Source organism: Rathayibacter sp. VKM Ac-2754, assembly GCF_009807095.1.
GTDB lineage: Bacteria > Actinomycetota > Actinomycetes > Actinomycetales > Microbacteriaceae > Rathayibacter.
This window is the reverse complement of the sequence record NZ_WUCC01000002.1, coordinates 184151-202405: the sequence shown is the minus strand read 5'-3', so window position 1 is coordinate 202405 and position 18255 is coordinate 184151. Positions and strand designations below refer to the sequence as shown.

Sequence of the window (18255 nt, the reverse complement as noted above, 5' to 3'; positions counted from 1 at the left end):
TCCGCCTCACCTCCGTTCGCGGCAGGCCACCTTCGAGTCTGGAACAGCTGAACGGGCCGACTCACCCGTCCCGCGCGTCGAGCTCGAGCGCGGCCACGACCTCCGCGACCTCCGCCCGGGCGTGCGCATCGAGGCCGCGCACCGGGCGCGGGAGGCAGTTCTCGGGTACGAGGCCGAGGATCTCCGCGACAGCGGCGATGACCCGGTAGCTGCCGCCGTGCCGCGCGAAGAGATCCCACAGCGGCTGCAGCCGGACGGACTCCGCGGTCGCGGTCGCGTGGTCTCCGGCCTGCGCGGCGCGGGTGATCGCCAGTGCGGTCCGGGGGAGGGTCCCGCCGATCACCGAGTACCAGGCGTCGCAGCCGCCGTTCAGCCCGAGGGCGGCGAACGCGTCCCCGGACACCCCGATCGTGACGTCCTCGGGCAGGCGCCTCCGGATCGTGCGCACGCGCTGGGCGGCCGCGGTCGGGTCGGCGGGGACTCCGGGGACCTTGATCGAGGCGACCCGCGGCAGACGCGCGATCGCCGAGTAGAGGTCATCGGTGAAGGTGACATGCGTGGTTCCGGGATTGTCGTAGACCACCAGCGGCACGGAGACGTTCGCCGCGACGTCCTCGAACAGCCCGAGCACGTCGTCGTCGGTCAACGGCTGGTAGGTGACCGGAGCCAGGAGCAGCGCGCTCGCGCCCGCGTCCTGCGCATCCTCCGCGAGAGCGAGGACCTGCGACGTGCGGAGTGCCCCGATCCCGACGACGACCGGGACCGCTCCGGCGTGCGCGACCGCCGACTCGGCCACCCGGCGCCGCTCGTCGCGGTCGAGGTAGAGGTAGGACCCGGTCGAGCCCAGGGCGGTGATCGAGTCCACGCCCGCTCCCGCCAGGCGCTCGATCAGACCGGCGAACGCGGGTTCGTCGACCGCGTCGTCGCGGAGGGGCGTGAGGGGGAAGGCGCTGAGGCCGGCCAGCATGGTGATCCCTTTCGAGAGGCGGAGACGTCGCAAGTCTCCGCGGAAGAGGAGCGCGGCCGCGACGCCAGGAGGACGGTTGCGCGCTGGACCAGCCGATCCCGATTCGACCGGAGGCGCGGGTCAGCTCCGTCTCGTCGGGCGGTAGGTCAGCGCGAGGGTGCGTCCATCGAGCGTTCGGCTGTCGAGCAGGTCGAGGTCGTAGTCGCCCAGCCCGGCGAAGATCGGGCTGACGCCCGTGCGTCCCGTGATGACCGGGAACACCGTCACCTCGATCCGGTCGACGAGCCCGGCCGCCAGAAGCGCGCGATTCAAGGTCAGACTCGCCTGGGATCGGAGCGGGACACCGGACGTCTCCTTGAGTCGGCCGACGATGTCCACCGCGTCCCCGCTCTCGATCGTCGCGTCGGGCCAGCCGAGCGTGTCCCGCAGGGTCGAGGACACGACGGTGGCCGGCATCGACAGGAGCCGCACGTTCCACTCGTCGAGCGCGTTCGGGTCGACCCCGGCCGCGAAGATCCCTGCCATCTCGCGGAAGGTCGTCGCTCCGTAGACCATGCGCTGCGGCTCGGCGAATAGTTCTGCTCGCCGCTCGAGGAGCTCGGGACCCTGCTTCGACCAGTAGCCTCCCCAGTCGACGCCCTCCGGCCCGGGGTCGTAGGACCCGTAGCCGTCGAGGGTGGAGAAGACGTCCCACGTGTAGGTCGCCGCCATGCTGTGCACTCCTTCGTCTCAGGATGGGGAGGGTCACCCGACAGTGGATCGGGACACCGTCGCCTGCTCGGGTCGCCCCCTGTGAACGCCTCCTCGAGCTCTCGCCGAGGGACGTCAGGGCGGAGACGATGACGCAGCATCGCCGGATGCGGCTCCTCGGTCTAGTCTGCGCGTATCGCACGCGGTGGTGCGACGAGGGGGAGTGGCACGGTGGGACGGATCAGCGCGACGGAGAGCATGAGCCTCGACGGGGTCATGCAGGGCCTCGGACGCCCGGACGAGGACACCCGGGGTGGGTTCCCGCACGGCGGATGGGGAGACGGCTACCAGGACGAGGTGTCGGCGGCGTTCATGTCCGAGGGGATGACCGGCGACGGAGCGATGCTCTTCGGTCGCCGCACCTACGAGGATCTGCTCGGCTACTGGACGACGAACCCGGCTCCGAACCCGTTCACGGACTTCCTCACCCACGTGCCGAAGTACGTCGTGTCCCGCTCCGCGACGACGGCACTGGCGTACCCCGAGTCGATCCTCCTGGCGGGCGACGCGGTCGGCACCGTCGGCTCGCTCCGCGAGTCCTTCGACGGAGTCCTCACCGTCCTGGGCAGCGGCGCCCTCATCCGGGACCTCCATCGCGCAGGGCTCGTCGACGAGTACGTCCTGCAGATCCACCCGATCCTGCTGGGCACCGGGCAGCGGCTGTTCGGCGAGGCCGAGCGGAGGGATCTCGTGCTGGAGCGGAGCGTCACCACCACGACCGGCGTCATCATCGCCCAGTACTCGGTACCGCGCTGAGGGCGCGGCGGCTCCGGAGGGTCGACCGACCTGTGCTGCGGGGAGTGGGCCGCCGTCAGGGTTCGAGGTTCGTGAGCCCTCGACCGGTGGCGGGATCCCAGGGGATCGACTCGTGGTCGTGGATGATCCTCCAGCTGCCGTCGATGCGCTTCCAGACCAGCGTGGCGCGGACCCACATGGACACCTCGTCGCCGGAGTGCAACGTCCCGGTCACGTGATAGAGGAACGCCGTCGAGCCGACGTCGCCGCCGACGTCGATCTGCAGGTCGTGCACCTCGTAGCCGGGACCGCTCGCGTAGCCGTCGAACCACGCGCGCGTCTGCTCCGCCACCTGATCCGAGCCGCGGAGGCGCAGGGGCGGCAGGACGTTGTAGGCCAGGACATCGTCGGCCTGCGCGTCCGCGAGGTACAGGGCGTCGTGCCGTGCGATGGCCTGAACGCGCTCGTCGATCAGGGTGCGGAGTTCGAGTGCTGCGGTGTCATCGGTCACCGGTTCAGGATCGCACCGAGGGCGACCTCTGACCAGAGCCCTCAGTTGTAGTCGACGTCGCGCGGGGCCGCTGCGGGGGCGTTCTCCGGGCGGTACGACAGGGCGACCGTGCTCGAGCCCTTCCGGGTGCGCACTCCGAGCAGGGTGAGGTCGATCTGCGGGAGCCCGGTGAAGGCGCGGGCGTCGCCGGCGACGACCTTCGGCCCGACGAGGAGGTGCAGCTCGTCCACCAGGCCGTGGGCCAGCAGGTCCGTCCAGAGGGTGCGGCTGCCGAAGACGAGGATGTCGCCGGCCTCGGAGTCGCGCAGCCGCCTGAGGTGATCGTGCGCGTCTGCACGGGAGACGATCTCGGTGCGATCGCCCCAGACCGCGACATCGGCGCGGGTGAGAGTGTCCGAGACCACGGTGATGCCCAGGTCGGTCGCGTACCGGGAGGCGATGTAGCGGTCCTCCGGGATGGCGTCGGCGTTGTCGACCTGGTGCGGCCAGTACTGCATCATCCCGACGTAGCTCACCGCTCCGAAGAGCAGACGGCTGGCAGAGCGGACCCGGTCGGCGTTGTGCTCGGCGAAGGCGAGGTCCATCGGCATCTGCGACACGTCGCCGCCGGCCCCCTCGGTGAATCCGTCGACGCTCACCATGCTGCTGACGACGATCCTGCCCATGCGATCCTCCACTGCATCGAGTGGGCTGCGAACTCCGGCCCGCACCCAGCGTCGCGCCTTTCGAGGCGCCGATCAACATCTGCGCGTGGCCGAGGTCACCTGCGAGCCGATACCCGCATGGTCGCGCCGAGAGCGACGACTCCTGTCAGCGATGGGCGAGGAGGGCCCGCGCCGCGTGCGTGACCAGCTCGCGATCCGTGGTGAGGACGAAGTCGTACTCGCCCTCGGCGTGCCTGGCGGCGTCGATCTCGCGTGCCGTGAGGGCCGCCGCGTGGTCGGCGGTGAGCACGATCACGTCCCACTCGGCCGCGAGCCGGTCGTCGCGGTCGACCAGTCGGTTGAGCGCCCCGACGGGGAGACCCGAGGCGCCGCCGACCGTGTACACGGTCAGCAGGCAGCCGCTGTCGGCGAGCCGCTCGTAGCGGCGCCGTGTCGCCGGTGTCACGTTGGAGTCGTGCTGGAAGGTCGCGAGGAGCACGGCGCTGTCGCCGCCCGAGTGCGCGCGCTCCTCGAGGAAGGTGCTCACCTGCAGCAGGAGCGCCCGGTCCGCACGCCGCGCGGGGACGGCTGCGCTGATGATCTCGAACGGCGTCGCCGCGCGAGCGGAGGCCGCCGACGCCGAGCGCGCGATCCGGGCCCGCCACTCGGATCGTTCGGCGGAGCTGGTGACCACCCGCGGGGCCGCCTCCGCCGACCCGGGACGGCCGTAGTGCCAGCCCTGCCCGAGGGTGGCGCCGAGGGCGCGCGCGGTCAGTTCGTGCCGCTCGTTCTCGATGCCCTCGGCGAGCACGACGGTCTCGTTGCGGCCCGCGTAGTCGGCGACCGCTGTCATGATGCGGGCCGCGTGCACATCGGGCCGCTGCCGGATGAGGCCCATGTCGAGCTTGATCACGTCGGGAGCGATCAGCGGCAGGAGCGCGAGAGTCGCGGGCTCCGCGCCGAGGTCGTCGACGGCGATGGCGTGGCCGTGCTCGCGCAGCCGCTCGATGGCGGAGAGCAGCCGGCCCGTGTCCTGCGCGAGCGCCCGCTCCGTGATCTCGATCGTGAGCGGCAGGCCGCTCGTGAGGCCGGCCGGCAGCTGCCCGCGCCAGAGCGTCGGCGGCTCCACATTCACGAACAGCTCGTGCGCGTCCCGGCCGCCGAGCCCGTCCGCGGCCACGACCGCGCGACTGATGCACTGGTCGTCCACGATCTCGACGGCCCCTCGGCGGTAGGCGTCCTCGAAAGCGGAGTCGGGGGAGACCGGGCCGGACGCGTCCGCGAACCGCGAGAGCGCCTCGTGCGCCACGACCCGGCCCGACGCGAGATCGAGGATCGGCTGGAAATGCGTGTCGACGACACCGATGCGCCCGACGACCATGGGACAAGTATCGGTGACATCTCCGGTGGCACGAGCCGCGGCGACCTCGTGTCGGGAGAGCACCGGTGGGGTCCGGGCCGAGGGCGGACTCCTCCGCGGAGCAGTTCGAGCACTCGGCGGGACTCCGCGGCCGTAGCATCGCTGCTGTGCACGACGAGCCCCGCCTGATCGAGACCACCGCCCAAGACGCCCGAGCCACGACGCTGTTCGCCCTCCAGGAGGCGGAGCTCCTGCGGCGCTACGGGGGAGAGGACACCGGGGAGCGTCCGCCCTCGGACGCGCCGGCCCTCCTGCTCAGCGTCGGCGACGAGCCGGCCGGCTGCGTCGCCCTGTCGATCCACGGCCGGGTCGCGGAGATCAAGCGGATGTTCGTCGCCGAGTCGGCGCGAGGACGCGGTCTCAGCCGCCTCCTCCTCGCCGGCGTCGAGAACCTGGCGCGGCGCGACGGAGTGGAGGTGCTGCGCCTGGTCACCGGCACCGAGCAGCCCGAGGCGATGGCGCTCTACAGCAGCTCCGGCTATGCCTCGATCCCGGGCTTCGGCTACTGGAGCGACGAGCCCGACGCCCGGTTCTTCGCGAAGCGGCTGCGGCCGGTACCGGCGGTCGACCCGCACCCGGCCTCGTCAGCGGAGCGCTGAGCTCTCCGCCGTGTACAGCGCGCGGACCTGCTCGGCGGTCAGCGCGCTGTCCCACACCCGGATCTTCGCGAAAGCGCCCTTCGCGTAGTTGCCGGGGCCCGACGAGAGCTCCACCGCTCCCACGGTGAAGTCCCCGGCGGTGGGATTCAGGCCGTCGGGGAACAGGTAGGGGTTCTTCGCGTAGGTGTTCCCCTGGTTGTCGACGAAGCGCGGGTAGGCCACGGCGGTCCCGTCGAGGTACGAGACGGCTCGAGTGCCGTCGTAGGTGCCCACGTGCAGCTGCCACGTGTCGCGCAGGAAGGTGTCGCCCGAGGAGGAGTAGTCCCGCGAGTAGGGATAGCCCGGGGTGGGTCCGCCGGTGCGGGAGACGTGGAAGTTGGTCCGCTCGTCGCCGCCGTACAGGCCCAGGTCGTAGAACAGCCCGTAGGAGCGGCCGTGGTTCGTCTCGTTCTCGTTCCAGGCGCCCGCGACGAAGCCGGTGCTGTTGTCCGTCATGTACACCCAGGTCGCGACCGTCACCGCGTTCCCGGTCGCGCCGACGGTGAGGCGCCCCGCATCCTGCGCTGCGACGCGGAGGAAGCTGGTGCCGGTCATGGTCACCCCGGACCCCCACGGCGTCGTGGTGGTCGTCGCCTGGGTCTTGCCCGCCTGGCTCAGCGGGAGATCGCCGGCCGTCGAGTAGTACGGGGCACCGGACTCGGAGAAGTCCCACTCGGTCATCGGGGCGGGCACGTCGGCGGTCGGCGGGGTGGATGTCGGACGAGGAGTGCTCGTCGGGGTCGCCGTCGGAGTGGGGGCGGCCGTCGGAGTGGTCGTCGCTGTCGGCACGGGGGAGGAGGTGGGAACAGGAGTGGGCGATGGCGTGGAGCCCCCGTCGTCGCAGGAGGTGACTCTGCCGGCCGCACGCGACAGCGTGAGCTCGCTCCCGAGGACCTTCACCGAGTCGATGTGGGCGCGTCTGAGCGAGTCCACCGTCGCCGCGGGAACGCAGTCCGGGCGGCTCAGCGAGACCGACACCCCCTGGGCCGCCGCGACCGTCGCTCCGGAGAGCGCGTCGGCGAAGCCCTCGCCCGACGCGAGATACGTGGTGTCCAGGAGCGGCGCCGAGGGCCACGCCTCGTTGATCAGGCGGCTGGTCTCGTACCGGCTCGCACCGCCGATGCGCTGCGTCGCAGGAACGACGCCCGACGAGACGAGCTGCTTCTCGATACCGGAGGAGATCGAGGGCGTCCGGCCGAGCACGATCGCTCGCGACGGGCTGAGCCTCGCCACCGCCTCGCGGGTCTCCTCGTCGAGGCCGTCCTCCGCCCCGTCCACGAGCAGGACGGGCTGACCGGTCCGGCCGGCGACCGGCGCGATCGACAGCGCGTCGGGGAAGTTCCCGCCCGTCGCGAGGAACACCTCCGACGTCGTGTCGGACCCGAAGGCGTCGGCGACGAGCCGCCGCGAGGTGTCGTACCGGTCGGTGCCGCCGATCCGGGTGATCTCGCCGACGAGACCGCGGATCTGCTGGTACACGGGACCCGAGACGGTCAGCTCGCTCCCGACGACGATGACCTTCTTCGGCGCGAGCCGCCTGATCTCGGCGGACACCGCGTCCGTGAGCCGGTCCGGATCGGTGAGGAGGAGCGCTCCGCCTCGGACCGCGGCGGCGGGACCCGCACTGAGCGCGTCGGCCCACTTCGCGCCGCTCGCGATGTAGAGGACCGGCACTCCGGGCTCGAACGCCTGCGTGGTCGCGACCGACGTGCCGTAGCGGTCGGTGCCGGCGACCCGGCTGCTCGAGAAGGCGTAGACGGAGGGGGAGAGGTCGATGCCCGACGCGGAGCCGCTCCGCAGATCGACCGTCGAGGCGCCGGCGACCGAGCCCGCGTCCTTCCAGAACTCGTCCCCGACCGCAGGAACGCGTCCGTCGGCCGGCCGCTCGACGACGCGGACCACGGGGGAGCTGCCGCCGAGGTCTCCGGTGAGGGTGTATCCACCTGTGACGCCGCTGCCGAGCGTCACCTCGGTGGACGCTAGCAGGACCGCCGACCGCGGCCCGCCCTCGCCGAGACTCCACGCCTCGACGGAGTAGCGGTGCGTACCGGGTGCGCCCGCGGGCGTCCTGATCGTCCCGCTGATGGACTGCTCGTCTGCGCTGGCCTGGACCGCCGGCCCGGCGACGAGCGCGATGACGGCCAGCGCGCCGATCGCCAGGGAGGACAGGGGGCGAGCACGACGGCGGCGGAAGGTCACGGGCACCATTTCGGCAGGTCTGCGGCACGCCGCGGAGAACACGATGTCTCGACTGTAGCGGCCCCGCGCGGCTAAAGGAGCGGTCGTCTCCGCGAACTGACAAACTCTCGATTACTGGAAACGAAGCTCAGCGTTCCCGCAGGGTCCAGTGGTGCCGGGACGGGGAACTTCTTCGATGCCGCGCGTGAACTCAGCGGGTAGCCGTCGACGAATCGCCGTGGAGCGGGTGCGCACCGTCTGGCCGGAGCCCGTCGAAAATCACGTCGAGGTAGCGCCGCCACAGATCCGGCGGTGCTGCGGGCAGCGGGGCGACTGCGTGCGAGGGTGCACACATGGGTCTCAGCGCAGAGGCAACCGGGCAGCGCGACGCGCCATCACCGCTCCCGCCGCGAAGCTCCCGCAACGCTGAGCACCCTCTCGCGCCGGCTCAGCCCAGCTGATGCACGTGGATGTCGCTGCTCGACGTCACGCCGTTGAACTCGAGATACAGCTGCCCCTCGACGACCGACACGGTCAGCGTGTTGCGGCGCTCGAGTACCGCGACCGCGGCATCCAGAAACCCGTGGTCGAAGCTCTGCACGGTGATCTGCTCGAGCTGGTGGACGCGCTTGCCGGACCACGCCGCGATCACCTTCTCCGGGTTGCGATGCGTGTAGACCGTCGTGCGGTCGGCCAGCCTGCTCCCGAAGTGCAGTCGCTCGGCATCCGGCGCGCCCACCTCGATCCACGTGGTCAGCCTGCCGGTGAGATCGCGGACCAGCACCGCCGGCTCGGTCGCCGTCGACGAGATCCCCTCGCTGAAGGTGATCCCCTCCACGTATTCGAGGCAGTAGGCGAGCACGCGCGTCATCATGTACGCGTCGGTCTCGGACGGGTGCCGAGCGGCCCGCAGCGTGATGTCTTCGTAGACGCCGCGGTCCACATCAGCCAGCTGTATGGCGAAGTTGTGCATCACTGCGCCGGCTGCCATGTGGGCGAGCTTATGTCCTCTCGCTCATCGAGCAGCGCGAAGCTTCTACGGCGCCGGTGGGGGCATCAGGTTCGCGCGCCTCCACGCAAGAACGGCCCGGCAGGAGGCATTCACTCCGTCGACAGCGTTTCACTCGCCGACTCGTAGGAGGGGATCCCATTCGTGCATCTTCCGCAGAGCAAACTGACATAATGTGCATTATCGGATCAAGGCACGAGTGCCGACAAGCGCTCCTGCACCCGAAGCACGTGCCCGCCGTCATCGGCGCGCATCGGCCCCCACGCTGGTCGAGTAGCCCCGCAGGGGCGTATCGAGACCGACGAGCTTCAGGTCAGGCCGTCGACACGGCCATCCGACACTGGTGGATCTCGATTCGAGCGCTGAGCGGGCCACCCGGCCGATGGCCTACTTCGCGACGAAGTCCGACGTGTCGCCCACGAGCCGCGTGTTGTCCGCCGGGATCTGCTCGACAGCCGCGAGTGCGACCTCCGCCGCGAACTCCCCCACGTTGTAGAGCTTCCCGGCCGACTCGCGCCGCGAGCTGATGGCGCCGGGATTCGAGCGCTCGAGGAGCGTCGCCGTGATGGTGCCCTCGATCATGTCGCCCGAGACGACGACGAACTCGACGCCCCGCTCCGACAGCTCGGCGATCCGCTCGCGCAGCGCGTCCTCGCCCGCCCGCTTCGACAGCGCGACCGGCTCGTACTCGGGCATCGTCGGGGTCGTGCGGATGAAGTGCGCCTGGTGGCTCGTCACGAAGACGACGCGCGACCCGGCGCCGAGCAGCGGGAGCGCCGCCTCGAGCGTGGCGACCTGCGAGTCGCGGTTGAGGACCATCGCGTAGTCCTCCCCCATGTTGCTCTCCATGCCCCCGGAGGCGTTCAGCACGAGGACGTCGAGACCACCGAGCTCCTCCTCGATGCGCGCGAAGAGCGCCGAGCGCGACTCCGCGTCGGTGAGGTCGGAGCCGACCGCGAAGGCCGAGCCGCCGGCGGCGACGATCTGGTCGACGAGCTTCGTCGCGCGGGGCGCCTTCGAGCGGTAGTTGACGACGACGCGGGCGCCGGCCTCGGCGAAGTAGCGGATCGTGTCGGCGCCGATCCCGCGGGACGAGCCGGTCACGAGGATCCGCTTGCCGTCGAGAGAACCGGGAGCGAGGGGGTTGGACACGAGGAGATCCTTCAGGACGCCGGCGACGAACCGGATCGGGCACGATGACGGGCCCCAGGGCCCGCCGAGGAGCCTACCAATCCCCCTCCCAGCCCGTTGACGGGGGGCCTTGGTACCGTGGAAGGGCTCATCGTGGGGAAGGAGCAACGGCAATGGATGCTGTCACCCAGTTCGCGTGGATCCTCTGGCTCGCGCTCATTCTGATCTTCGTGATCGTCGAGATGATCACACTCGAGTTCACCTTCCTGATGCTCGCCGTGGGCAGTGTCGGCGGCCTGCTGACCGGCCTCGTCGGCGCTCCCTTCTGGGTGCAGGTCCCCGTCGCGGCGGTGATCGCAGCCCTGCTGCTGTTCACCGTGCGGCCACCGCTGCTGAGACTCCTCAAGCGGGGAGGCGACCCGACGCCCACAGGCTCCGACGCCCTCCTCGGTCTCGCCGGCAGCGTCGTCATCGCCGGCTCGGGCCCGGGTCAGGTCAAGCTCGCCAACGGCGAGACGTGGACGGCGCGCCTGTCCCCCCTCGTCGAGAACCGCCCGCTCGGAGTCGGCGAGCGTGTCGTCGTCACCGCCATCGAAGGCGCGACGGCCGTGGTCGTCCCCGCCGAAAGGAGCTCCTCGTGAACACCTCCGCCATCGTGACGACGGTCGTCGTCGTCGCCATCGTCCTCTTCGTCCTGACCATCCTTTTCCGGTCGATCCGGATCATTCCCCAGGCCACCGCGGGAGTCGTCGAGCGTCTCGGCAAATACCACAAGACCCTCCTCCCCGGCCTGAACCTCGTCGTGCCGTTCATCGACCGCGTCCGCCCGCTGATCGATCTCCGCGAGCAGGTCGTCTCCTTCCCGCCGCAGCCCGTGATCACCGAGGACAACCTCGTGGTGTCGATCGACACGGTCGTCTACTTCCAGGTGACGGACGCGCGCGCCGCGACGTACGAGATCGCGAACTACCTCGGTGCCGTCGAGCAGCTCACCACGACCACTCTCCGCAACGTGGTCGGCGGGCTGAACCTCGAGGAGGCCCTGACCTCGCGGGACAACATCAACGGACAGCTGCGCATCGTCCTCGACGAGGCCACCGGCAAGTGGGGCATCCGCGTCGGACGCGTCGAGCTGAAGGCGATCGACCCGCCCCTGTCCATCCAGGACTCGATGGAGAAGCAGATGCGCGCCGAGCGCGACCGTCGGGCCGTCATCCTCACCGCGGAGGGGACGAAGCAGTCCCAGATCCTCAACGCGGAGGGACAGCGTCAGGCCGCCATCCTCGCGGCGGAGGGTCAGGCCAAGGCCGCCGTCCTCCGCGCGGAGGGTGAGGCGAAGGCCATCACCACGGTCTTCCAGGCGATCCACGACGGCCGCCCCGACGCCGAGCTGCTCGCCTACCAGTACCTGCAGACGCTCCCGAAGATCGCCGAGGGCAGCGCCAACAAGCTCTGGGTCATCCCGAGTGAGCTCACGGAGGCGCTCAAGGGCGTCGGTCACGCGTTCGGGCAGAACGCCGCGAGAGCCGATCGTCCGAGCGACGCGTCCGGCACTCCCCCGACCCCGTCCTTCTGACCCGCACCGCGCCGATGAGCGACCGGGACCGCGTTCCCTTCCTCGAGGGTCCGCGGCCCCGCGTCCTCGCGCACCGCGGCTTCGGCTCCCGCGGCTTCGGCAACACGATCGGCGCCTTCCAGCGGGCCCTCGATGCAGGGGCCGACCTGCTCGAGACCGACGTGCGCGCCTCGCTCGACGGAGTGGCGTTCCTCCAGCACGACGACGAGGTCGTCGACGAGACGGGCCATCGGCACCGCGTCGACCGCCTCCGCGCCGAGGAGCTCGAGCGGCTCGTGCTCGATGGCGGCGAGCACCCGGTCTCCCTCGCGGAGGCGCTCCATCGCTTCCCCGAGGCGCGCTTCAACATCGACGTGAAGGCGCGTGAGGCGGTGGACGCGACCATCGCGGCGGTGCGGGGCGCTCACGCCGAGTCGCGGGTCCTCATCACCTCCTTCTCGGAGTCGCGCCGCCGGCGCACCCTCCGAGGGCTTCCCGGGGCGGCGACCTCCGCCTCCGCTCCCCTGTTCCTGCTCGCACTCGTGGCCGCACACGCGAACGCCACTGCGGTCGTGCGCGTGGCCCTCCGGGGCGTCGACGCCCTTCAGGTGCCCGAGAGCGCGCTCGGGTTGCGGGTCACGACTCCACGGATCCTGGCGCGCCTGCGCTCCTCCGGCTGCGAGATCCACCTCTGGACCGTGAACGACCGACAGCGGATGACGGAGCTGCTCGAGCTGGGCGTCGACGGGCTCGTGACCGACCGCACCGACCTCGCTCGGGCGGCCGTCGACGCGTTCCTCCGGGGCGCCGGGCCGCAGCGCTGAGCAGGCGCGGAAATCCGCTCCGACCTGATTGTTCTCTGGCAAAGGATGGTCCGCCGGGACCACCTCCAGGTAGGCGGTCGACACTGGTCGGAGCACAGCGAGAGGAGACCACACAATGGCAGATCGAAGCTTGCGCGGCATGAGGCTCGGATCCCAGAGCCTGCAGAGCGAAGAAGGCGTCGTCTTCTCACCGCGTTCGACGTACGAGTACCACTGCTCGAATTGCGGCTACGACACCGACATGGTGTTCTCGGCCGACGCCGAAGCGCCGGAGACCTGGGAGTGCCGCTCATGCGGCCACGAAGCCATCCTGATGGTGGATTCCAAGCCCGTCGTCATCGACCGGGGTGAGCAGAAAGCCGTCCGCACCCACTGGGACATGCTGCTCGAACGCCGCACGCGCGCGGAGCTGGAGGAGCTGCTCGAAGAGCGACTCGCCTTCCTCCGCGCCCGACGCGGGGAGCACAAGATCGGCGCTTAGCGCCGGTCGCGGCGGGTATCGGATCGGCGTCTAGCGCCGGACCCGAGCCCGTCGTCGCGGCTCGCGCGTCCGCAGGACGAACGAGACCAGGGCGATCAGACCGGCGGCCAGGAAGTACCAGCCGAGGTCGCGGGCCCACACCAGAGCCGGGGTCGTGGTGGAGGCGAGGGGGACCTCGTCCACCATGGCACCCGGCTCGAACCATGTCAGGGAGTCGATCGTCGCGCCGTCCGGGCCGATGATCGCGCTGGTCCCGACGGTCGAGATGTTGACGACGCTCCGCCCCGTCTCGATGGCCCGGAGCCTGGCGATGGCCAGCTGCTGCACGCTCTCGTCGGTGCGGCCGAAGTCGGCGTTGTTCGTCTGCGCCAGGATCACCTGCGCACCGCCGTCGACCATCGCGTTGGTGAGGGCGTCGTCCGAGATGTCGAAGCAGATCGCGATGCCGGCGAGGATGCCGTCGATGTCGAAGACGTTCGAGCGGGTGCCGATCGAGTAGTCGCGACTGACGAGGTCGACGAGATCCGGAGCGAACATCCGCCAGAATGCCCGATCGGGCATGTACTCGGCGAACGGCACCGGGTGGACCTTGTCGTAGACCTGCGTCGCTCCCTCCCCCGCCTTCCACAGCAGCGAGCTGTTGTAGAACACGTCCTCCTCGGGGTTCGTGATCGTGCCGACGATGAAGGGCGCGTCCATCGTGCGGCTCAGGTAGTCGAGCACCGCGGCCGACTGCGCGTTCCTCGTCGGATCGATGTCGACGCCGTTCTCCGGCCAGACCACCATGTCGACGTCCTCGTCGAGGACGGGCAGGGTCGCCGAGGTGTGGTCCTCGAGGATCTGCCCGCGGTAGCTCTGCGAGAACAGGCCCGCATCGGAGTCGCCCTGGATCGCGGCGATGCGCGCCGTGCCCTCCGTCGGCGCCGGCCAGGCGGGGAACACGAGGGCGACGATCGTGAATCCGGCGACGGCCGCGACCCGTCCGGTCGCGGGGACGCTGACCTCGCGGACCGCCTGTGCGAGCGCGGCCGCGAGGAAGGCGACGACGAAGCTGAGCCCCGCGAAGCCGACCCATGCGGCGAGCTCGGCGAGCGGACCCGTGGACTGCGACAGGGCGAGCCTCCCCCAGGCGAAGCCGCCGTAGGGCCAGACGTTCGTGATCGTCTCGCGACCCGCCCAGAGGGCCGCCAGGATCGCGGGCAGCCCGACCATCCGGCCCAGCGGACCGGTCCACACTCGGTGCCCCCGCGTCGAGACGACGGCCATCAGCCCCGCCGACAGCGCGAAGAAGATCGCCTGCAGGCCCGCGAGCGCGGCCCACGGGACCAGACCGAGGTAGAGCGTGAGCCACGAGATGTGGACGCCCCAGAACACGCCGCCGCCGACGAGACCGACGAGCGCACCGCTCCAGAACCCGCGACCGGCGAGGGCCAGCAGGATCGCGGCCGCCCCGAGGATCGCGAGCGGCCAGACGTCGGCGTCGGGGAAGCCCTGGTCGAGCACCGCGCCGCCGAGAGCAGCCAACGGCAGCGCGAGCCACAGCGGAGCAGTCCGCCCCGCAGGCGGCGTCATCCCGCCCCTCATGCGACCGAGGAGTAGGCGACGATCCCCCGGCGGACGGACTCGAGAGCGGTGCGCGCGGCGCGCCCGACCTTGCCGTCGGCCACGACGGAGAGCTGGTCGAGGAGGTCGATGGTCTGCTTCGACCAGCGGACGAAGTCGCCGGCCGCCATGTCGGCCTCGCGCAGCACCGCATCCAGCGGCATGCCGCGCGCCCACATGTTCATCGCGAGGGCGAGGCTGGCCGAGATCGGGTTGCTGCCCGGGAGGCGATGCTCCCGCTCCACGTCGTCGAGGCGGGCCCAGAGCAGCTGCGTCTTCTCGAGCGCCTCCGGGAACGTGCCGCGCGGCAGGAACTTCTCGCCGAGGGTCCCCTCCTCGCGCCGCGGCTCGAAGACGAGGCAGCAGGCCATCGCGGCGAGACCGGCGGGGTCGAGCTCGGTCCAGGCCTGCTTCCGGAGGCACTCCGCGATCAGCAGATCGCGCTCTCCGTAGATCCGGCGCAGGGTGCGCCCGTTGGGGGTCAGCGACAGCTCGCCCACGTCGTCCCGGCGGAAGTAGCCGAGCTCGAGGAGGACCTCGGTGATCCGGTCGAAGATCCGCGCGACGGCGCCCGTCCGCGAGCGGATCTGACGCTCGATCTCGTCGGTCTCCTTGCGGAGCTTCCACCAGCGCTCGGCCCAGCGGGCGTGCTGCTCGCGGTCGGAGCAGGCGTGGCAGGGGTGCGCCTTCATCCGGCGACGCAGTTCGGCGAGCTGCGACTGACGCCGCTCGCGCTCGCTGTGCGACGCGGATTCCTTGCGCACGGCGCCGCGGCGCTCGAGGTCGCCGATCTCGCGGCGGATGGACGCGTACTCCGCGAAGTCGCCGAGGTGGCACTGCATCGCGGTGAGGTAGCCCTCCATCGACTGCTCCTGCTGGCGCACGCGGCGGGCGAGGTCGACGACCGATCTGTCGGCCTGGAACTGCGCGAACGACGACTCGAGGATCTCGCGCGTGCGGGTGCGGCCGAACTGCTCGATGAGGTTGGCCGCCATGTTGTAGCTCGGGCGGAAGCTCGAGTTGAGCGGGTACGTGCGCCTCGAGGCGAGCGAGGCGACCGCCTGCGGGTTCATCCCGCCGCGCCACTGGATGACGGAGTGGCCCTCGACGTCGATCCCGCGGCGGCCGGCGCGACCGGTCAGCTGGGTGTACTCCCCCGGCGTGATCGGGACCCGCGCCTCGCCGTTGAACTTCTCGAGCTTCTCGAGCACCACGGTGCGGGCGGGCATGTTGATGCCGAGGGCGAGCGTCTCGGTGGCGAAGACGACGCGCACGAGGCGCCGGAGGAAGAGCTCCTCGACGACCTCCTTGAAGGCGGGCAGCATGCCCGCGTGGTGCGCGGCGACTCCGCGCTGCAGGCCGTCGAGCCACTCCCAGTAGCCGAGGACGGCGAGGTCCTCGTCGCGGATCGTGCGGCAGCGCTCCTCGACGATCGCGCGGATCTCGTCGCGCTCGTGGCGCTCGGTCAGCCGGACGCCCGAGCGGAGGACCTGCCGGACCGCCTGGTCGCAGCCGGCGCGGCTGAAGACGAAGAAGATCGCCGGCAGCAGGTTCTTGCCGCGGAGGATCTCGACGACCTCGGACCGCGGGACCAGATCCTCGGTGCGCGACTCCTGGAAGCGGCTGCGTCCGCCGCGCTGCGATCCGCGACCACCGCGCTCGACCCGGGAACCGCCCTGCGCCAGACGCGCGAGCTCGGGATTGACCCGGTTGGTGGCCGCCCGCCCCGAGGAGTCGAAGAGGTCGAGCAGCTTGCCGCCCACCAGCACGTGCTGATCGAGCGGCACGGGACGCTCCTCCGACACGATGACCTCAGTCTCGCCCCGGACGGTCTGCAGCCAGTCGCCGAACTCCTCGGCGTTCGAGACCGTCGCGCTGAGGGAGACGAGACGCACCCGCTGCGGGAGGTGGATGATGACCTCCTCCCAGACGGCGCCGCGGAAGCGGTCGGCGAGGTAGTGCACCTCGTCCATCACCACGTAGGCCAGATCGCGCAGGAGGTCGGAGTCGGCGTAGAGCATGTTGCGCAGGACCTCGGTCGTCATCACGACGATCCGCGCGCGGGCGTTGACGTTGGAGTCGCCGGTGAGGAGCCCCACCTCGGAGGCGCCGTACTCGCCGACGAACTCCTGGAACTTCTGATTGCTGAGAGCCTTCATCGGCGTCGTGTAGAAGACCTTCGCGGTGGGGTCCCGCATGGCCAGGTGGATGGCGAACTCGGCGACCGCCGTCTTGCCCGCACCGGTCGGAGCGGCGACGAGGACGCTGCGACCGTCGTCGAGCGCGCTGCACGCCTCGTACTGGAACGGGTCGAGGTCGAACGCCAGGGTCGAGCGGAACGTCTCGACCCTGGCGTGGCCCTGTCGTGTCCGGAACGCCGCGAAGCGCTCCGCCGGAGACGGCTCGATCACGCGGGGAGGTCGGACGGGCTGCCGTCGAAGACCACCTGGCGCTTGGCGACCCGCTTGTCGTGCAGGATCGCGATCCCGCAGGCGAGGAAGAACAGGACGATGATCGGGATTGCGAGCAGGAACATCGAGATCGGGTCGGCCGCGGGGGTGGCGATCGCGGTGAACAGCACGATGACCATGATCGCGACGCGCCACGACTTGAGGATGAGCATGCCCGACAGGATCCCGAGGAAATTCAGGAGCACGAGGAACACGGGCAGCACGAACGCGATGCCCACCATCAGCACGAGCTTGAGCACGAAGTCGTAGTAGTACTTCGCGTCGATGAAGCTGGCCGCGTTCTGCCCGGTGAAGCCGGTGAGCAGCTCGACGATGTGCGGGAACACGAACCAGCCCGCCGCGCAGCCGGCGAAGAACAGAGGGATCGCGGTCAGGATGAAGCCGAGACCGTACTTCATCTCCTTGCGCGTGAGGCCGGGCACGAGGAAGGCCCAGATCTGGTAGAGCCACACCGGACTGGCGATCACGACACCGACGGTCATCGCGATCTGGAGACGGAGATCGAAGGCACCCGCGATCGTCGGGAAGTTGAGGATCGCGTCCTTGCCCTGCGTGGACGCCACCTCGAGGATCGGCGCCTTCAGCGACTCGAACACCCACTCGGAGACGAACCACCCTGCGACGCAGCCGATCACGATCGCGATGGCCGACTTGAAGAGCCTGTTGCGAAGCTCGATCAGATGCGACCCGAGGGACATGCGTCCTTCTGGGTCCTTCTTCGAGCGCTTCGTCCGTGGCTTCTTCGCTGCCACAGACGTCATTACTTGATCGGAGTCTCGGGCGGCAGCGTCGTGCCGGTGCCGGTGGTGCCGGTCGCGGTGGAACCGGGGACCGTTCCGTCAGCAGGACGCTCGGAGCCGTCCTCGTCCTTCATGGTCTTCACTTCGCTCTTGAAGATGCGCATCGACTGCCCGACACTGCGGGCCAGCTGCGGAAGCTTGGGCGCACCGAAGAGGAGGAGGATCACGGCGAGGATGATGAGGAGGTGCCACCCCTGGAGGCCAGCGAACATTGCAGACTCACTTCACTTGTCGGTTGCGGTGTACGAGGAGCTTACCCCGATCGATGCGCGCGGACCGTCGATCCTCAGCCCTGTCGCGGCGAACGTCGCGACGTGACTCATGAGCGCGGCGGACGTCGTCGCGGTCGGCGAACAACGACGAGGGAGGCCGCGTCTCGGCCTCGGCCCCTCCCCCGGGCTGCAGGGCGTCCAGCTTCGCGGTGAGCTCGTCGATCTGCTGGAGGAGCATCCCGCCCTTCCGCCAGTAGGACAGCGCGAACAGCACCAGCACGCCGACGGCGAGCACGGCGAGTCCGAGCCAGATCAGGATCCAGGACC

At 70.4% G+C, this 18255-nt stretch carries 19 protein-coding genes; 6 read left to right on the top strand and 13 right to left on the bottom strand.

Going from position 1 to position 18255, the window contains the following annotated elements; all coding sequences use genetic code 11:
• Positions 1 to 61: 61 nt before the first annotated feature.
• Both GRS92_RS04260 and GRS92_RS04255 read right to left on the bottom strand, forming a co-directional pair.
• A complete protein-coding gene (locus GRS92_RS04260; protein ID WP_159853633.1) occupies positions 62 to 967 on the bottom strand; it encodes a dihydrodipicolinate synthase family protein in 906 nt (301 codons plus the stop codon).
• A 120-nt stretch (positions 968 to 1087) separates the two neighbouring features.
• Positions 1088 to 1678, bottom strand: a complete 591-nt coding sequence (locus GRS92_RS04255; RefSeq protein WP_159853631.1) for a dihydrofolate reductase family protein — start codon at positions 1676 to 1678, stop codon at positions 1088 to 1090.
• Positions 1679 to 1915: 237 nt separating this feature from the next.
• On the opposite strand from GRS92_RS04255, the gene GRS92_RS04250 reads away from it, so the two are divergent.
• On the top strand, positions 1916 to 2473 hold the full coding sequence (locus GRS92_RS04250; protein ID WP_235021812.1) for a dihydrofolate reductase family protein: 558 nt from the start codon (positions 1916 to 1918) through the stop codon (positions 2471 to 2473).
• Between the two features lie 55 nt (positions 2474 to 2528).
• On the opposite strand, the gene GRS92_RS04245 is transcribed toward GRS92_RS04250, so the two are convergent.
• The 3 genes from GRS92_RS04245 to GRS92_RS04235 form a co-directional block, all read right to left on the bottom strand.
• Entirely contained in the window at positions 2529 to 2963 is a 435-nt protein-coding gene (locus GRS92_RS04245; protein WP_159853627.1) for a YybH family protein, read from the bottom strand.
• Positions 2964 to 3004: 41 nt separating this feature from the next.
• A complete protein-coding gene (locus GRS92_RS04240; RefSeq protein ID WP_159853625.1) occupies positions 3005 to 3628 on the bottom strand; it encodes a dihydrofolate reductase family protein in 624 nt (207 codons plus the stop codon).
• A 145-nt stretch (positions 3629 to 3773) separates the two neighbouring features.
• Positions 3774 to 4988 carry a sensor domain-containing phosphodiesterase gene (locus GRS92_RS04235; protein ID WP_159853623.1) on the bottom strand — a complete coding sequence of 405 codons (1215 nt, stop codon included), beginning with the start codon at positions 4986 to 4988 and terminating at the stop codon, positions 3774 to 3776.
• Positions 4989 to 5134: 146 nt separating this feature from the next.
• On the opposite strand from GRS92_RS04235, the gene GRS92_RS04230 reads away from it, so the two are divergent.
• Complete coding sequence (locus GRS92_RS04230) at positions 5135 to 5626, top strand: GNAT family N-acetyltransferase (RefSeq protein WP_204162356.1); 492 nt, start codon at positions 5135 to 5137, stop codon at positions 5624 to 5626.
• Here the strand turns inward: GRS92_RS04230 and GRS92_RS04225 are convergent.
• The 3 genes from GRS92_RS04225 to GRS92_RS04215 all read right to left on the bottom strand — a co-directional run bounded on the left by GRS92_RS04225 (position 5612) and on the right by GRS92_RS04215 (position 10004).
• Positions 5612 to 7873: a cell wall-binding repeat-containing protein gene (locus GRS92_RS04225; RefSeq protein ID WP_159853621.1), complete on the bottom strand. Its 2262-nt coding sequence runs from the start codon at positions 7871 to 7873 to the stop codon at positions 5612 to 5614. The two genes, GRS92_RS04230 and GRS92_RS04225, sit on opposite strands and share 15 nt — an antisense overlap.
• Positions 7874 to 8291: 418 nt before the next feature.
• The gene (locus GRS92_RS04220) at positions 8292 to 8834 is read right to left on the bottom strand and encodes a YaeQ family protein (protein WP_159853619.1); all 543 of its coding nucleotides are present in this window, start codon (positions 8832 to 8834) and stop codon (positions 8292 to 8294) included.
• A 405-nt stretch (positions 8835 to 9239) separates the two neighbouring features.
• A complete protein-coding gene (locus tag GRS92_RS04215; RefSeq protein WP_159853617.1) occupies positions 9240 to 10004 on the bottom strand; it encodes an SDR family oxidoreductase in 765 nt (254 codons plus the stop codon).
• 152 nt (positions 10005 to 10156) lie between these two features.
• Here GRS92_RS04215 and GRS92_RS04210 point away from each other — a divergent pair, with 152 nt between their 5' ends.
• The 4 genes from GRS92_RS04210 to GRS92_RS04195 all read left to right on the top strand — a co-directional run bounded on the left by GRS92_RS04210 (position 10157) and on the right by GRS92_RS04195 (position 12843).
• On the top strand, positions 10157 to 10624 hold the full coding sequence (locus GRS92_RS04210; protein WP_159853615.1) for an NfeD family protein: 468 nt from the start codon (positions 10157 to 10159) through the stop codon (positions 10622 to 10624).
• Entirely contained in the window at positions 10621 to 11559 is a 939-nt protein-coding gene (locus tag GRS92_RS04205) for an SPFH domain-containing protein (RefSeq protein ID WP_159853613.1), read from the top strand. Before GRS92_RS04210 ends, GRS92_RS04205 begins: the two co-directional genes overlap by 4 nt.
• A 14-nt stretch (positions 11560 to 11573) precedes the next feature.
• Positions 11574 to 12362 carry a glycerophosphodiester phosphodiesterase family protein gene (locus GRS92_RS04200; protein ID WP_159853611.1) on the top strand — a complete coding sequence of 263 codons (789 nt, stop codon included), beginning with the start codon at positions 11574 to 11576 and terminating at the stop codon, positions 12360 to 12362.
• 115 nt (positions 12363 to 12477) lie between these two features.
• Positions 12478 to 12843: an RNA polymerase-binding protein RbpA gene (locus GRS92_RS04195; RefSeq protein ID WP_159853609.1), complete on the top strand. Its 366-nt coding sequence runs from the start codon at positions 12478 to 12480 to the stop codon at positions 12841 to 12843.
• A gap of 30 nt (positions 12844 to 12873) precedes the next feature.
• Here the strand turns inward: GRS92_RS04195 and lnt are convergent, their stop codons facing one another.
• The 5 genes from lnt to GRS92_RS04170 all read right to left on the bottom strand — a co-directional run bounded on the left by lnt (position 12874) and on the right by GRS92_RS04170 (position 18223).
• Positions 12874 to 14415, bottom strand: a complete 1542-nt coding sequence (gene lnt, locus GRS92_RS04190) for an apolipoprotein N-acyltransferase (protein ID WP_159853607.1) — start codon at positions 14413 to 14415, stop codon at positions 12874 to 12876.
• Positions 14416 to 14423: 8 nt separating this feature from the next.
• Positions 14424 to 16856 (bottom strand): DEAD/DEAH box helicase, encoded by a 2433-nt coding sequence (locus GRS92_RS04185; protein WP_159853605.1) that lies wholly within the window; start codon positions 16854 to 16856, stop codon positions 14424 to 14426.
• Positions 16853 to 17614, bottom strand: a complete 762-nt coding sequence (gene tatC, locus GRS92_RS04180) for a twin-arginine translocase subunit TatC (protein ID WP_159853603.1) — start codon at positions 17612 to 17614, stop codon at positions 16853 to 16855. The genes GRS92_RS04185 and tatC overlap by 4 nt, the downstream gene beginning before the upstream one ends.
• Positions 17615 to 17676: 62 nt before the next feature.
• A complete protein-coding gene (gene tatA / locus GRS92_RS04175; RefSeq protein WP_159853601.1) occupies positions 17677 to 17928 on the bottom strand; it encodes a Sec-independent protein translocase subunit TatA in 252 nt (83 codons plus the stop codon).
• Between the two features lie 7 nt (positions 17929 to 17935).
• Positions 17936 to 18223 (bottom strand): hypothetical protein, encoded by a 288-nt coding sequence (locus tag GRS92_RS04170; protein ID WP_159853599.1) that lies wholly within the window; start codon positions 18221 to 18223, stop codon positions 17936 to 17938.
• Between the last annotated feature and the right edge of the window lie 32 nt (positions 18224 to 18255).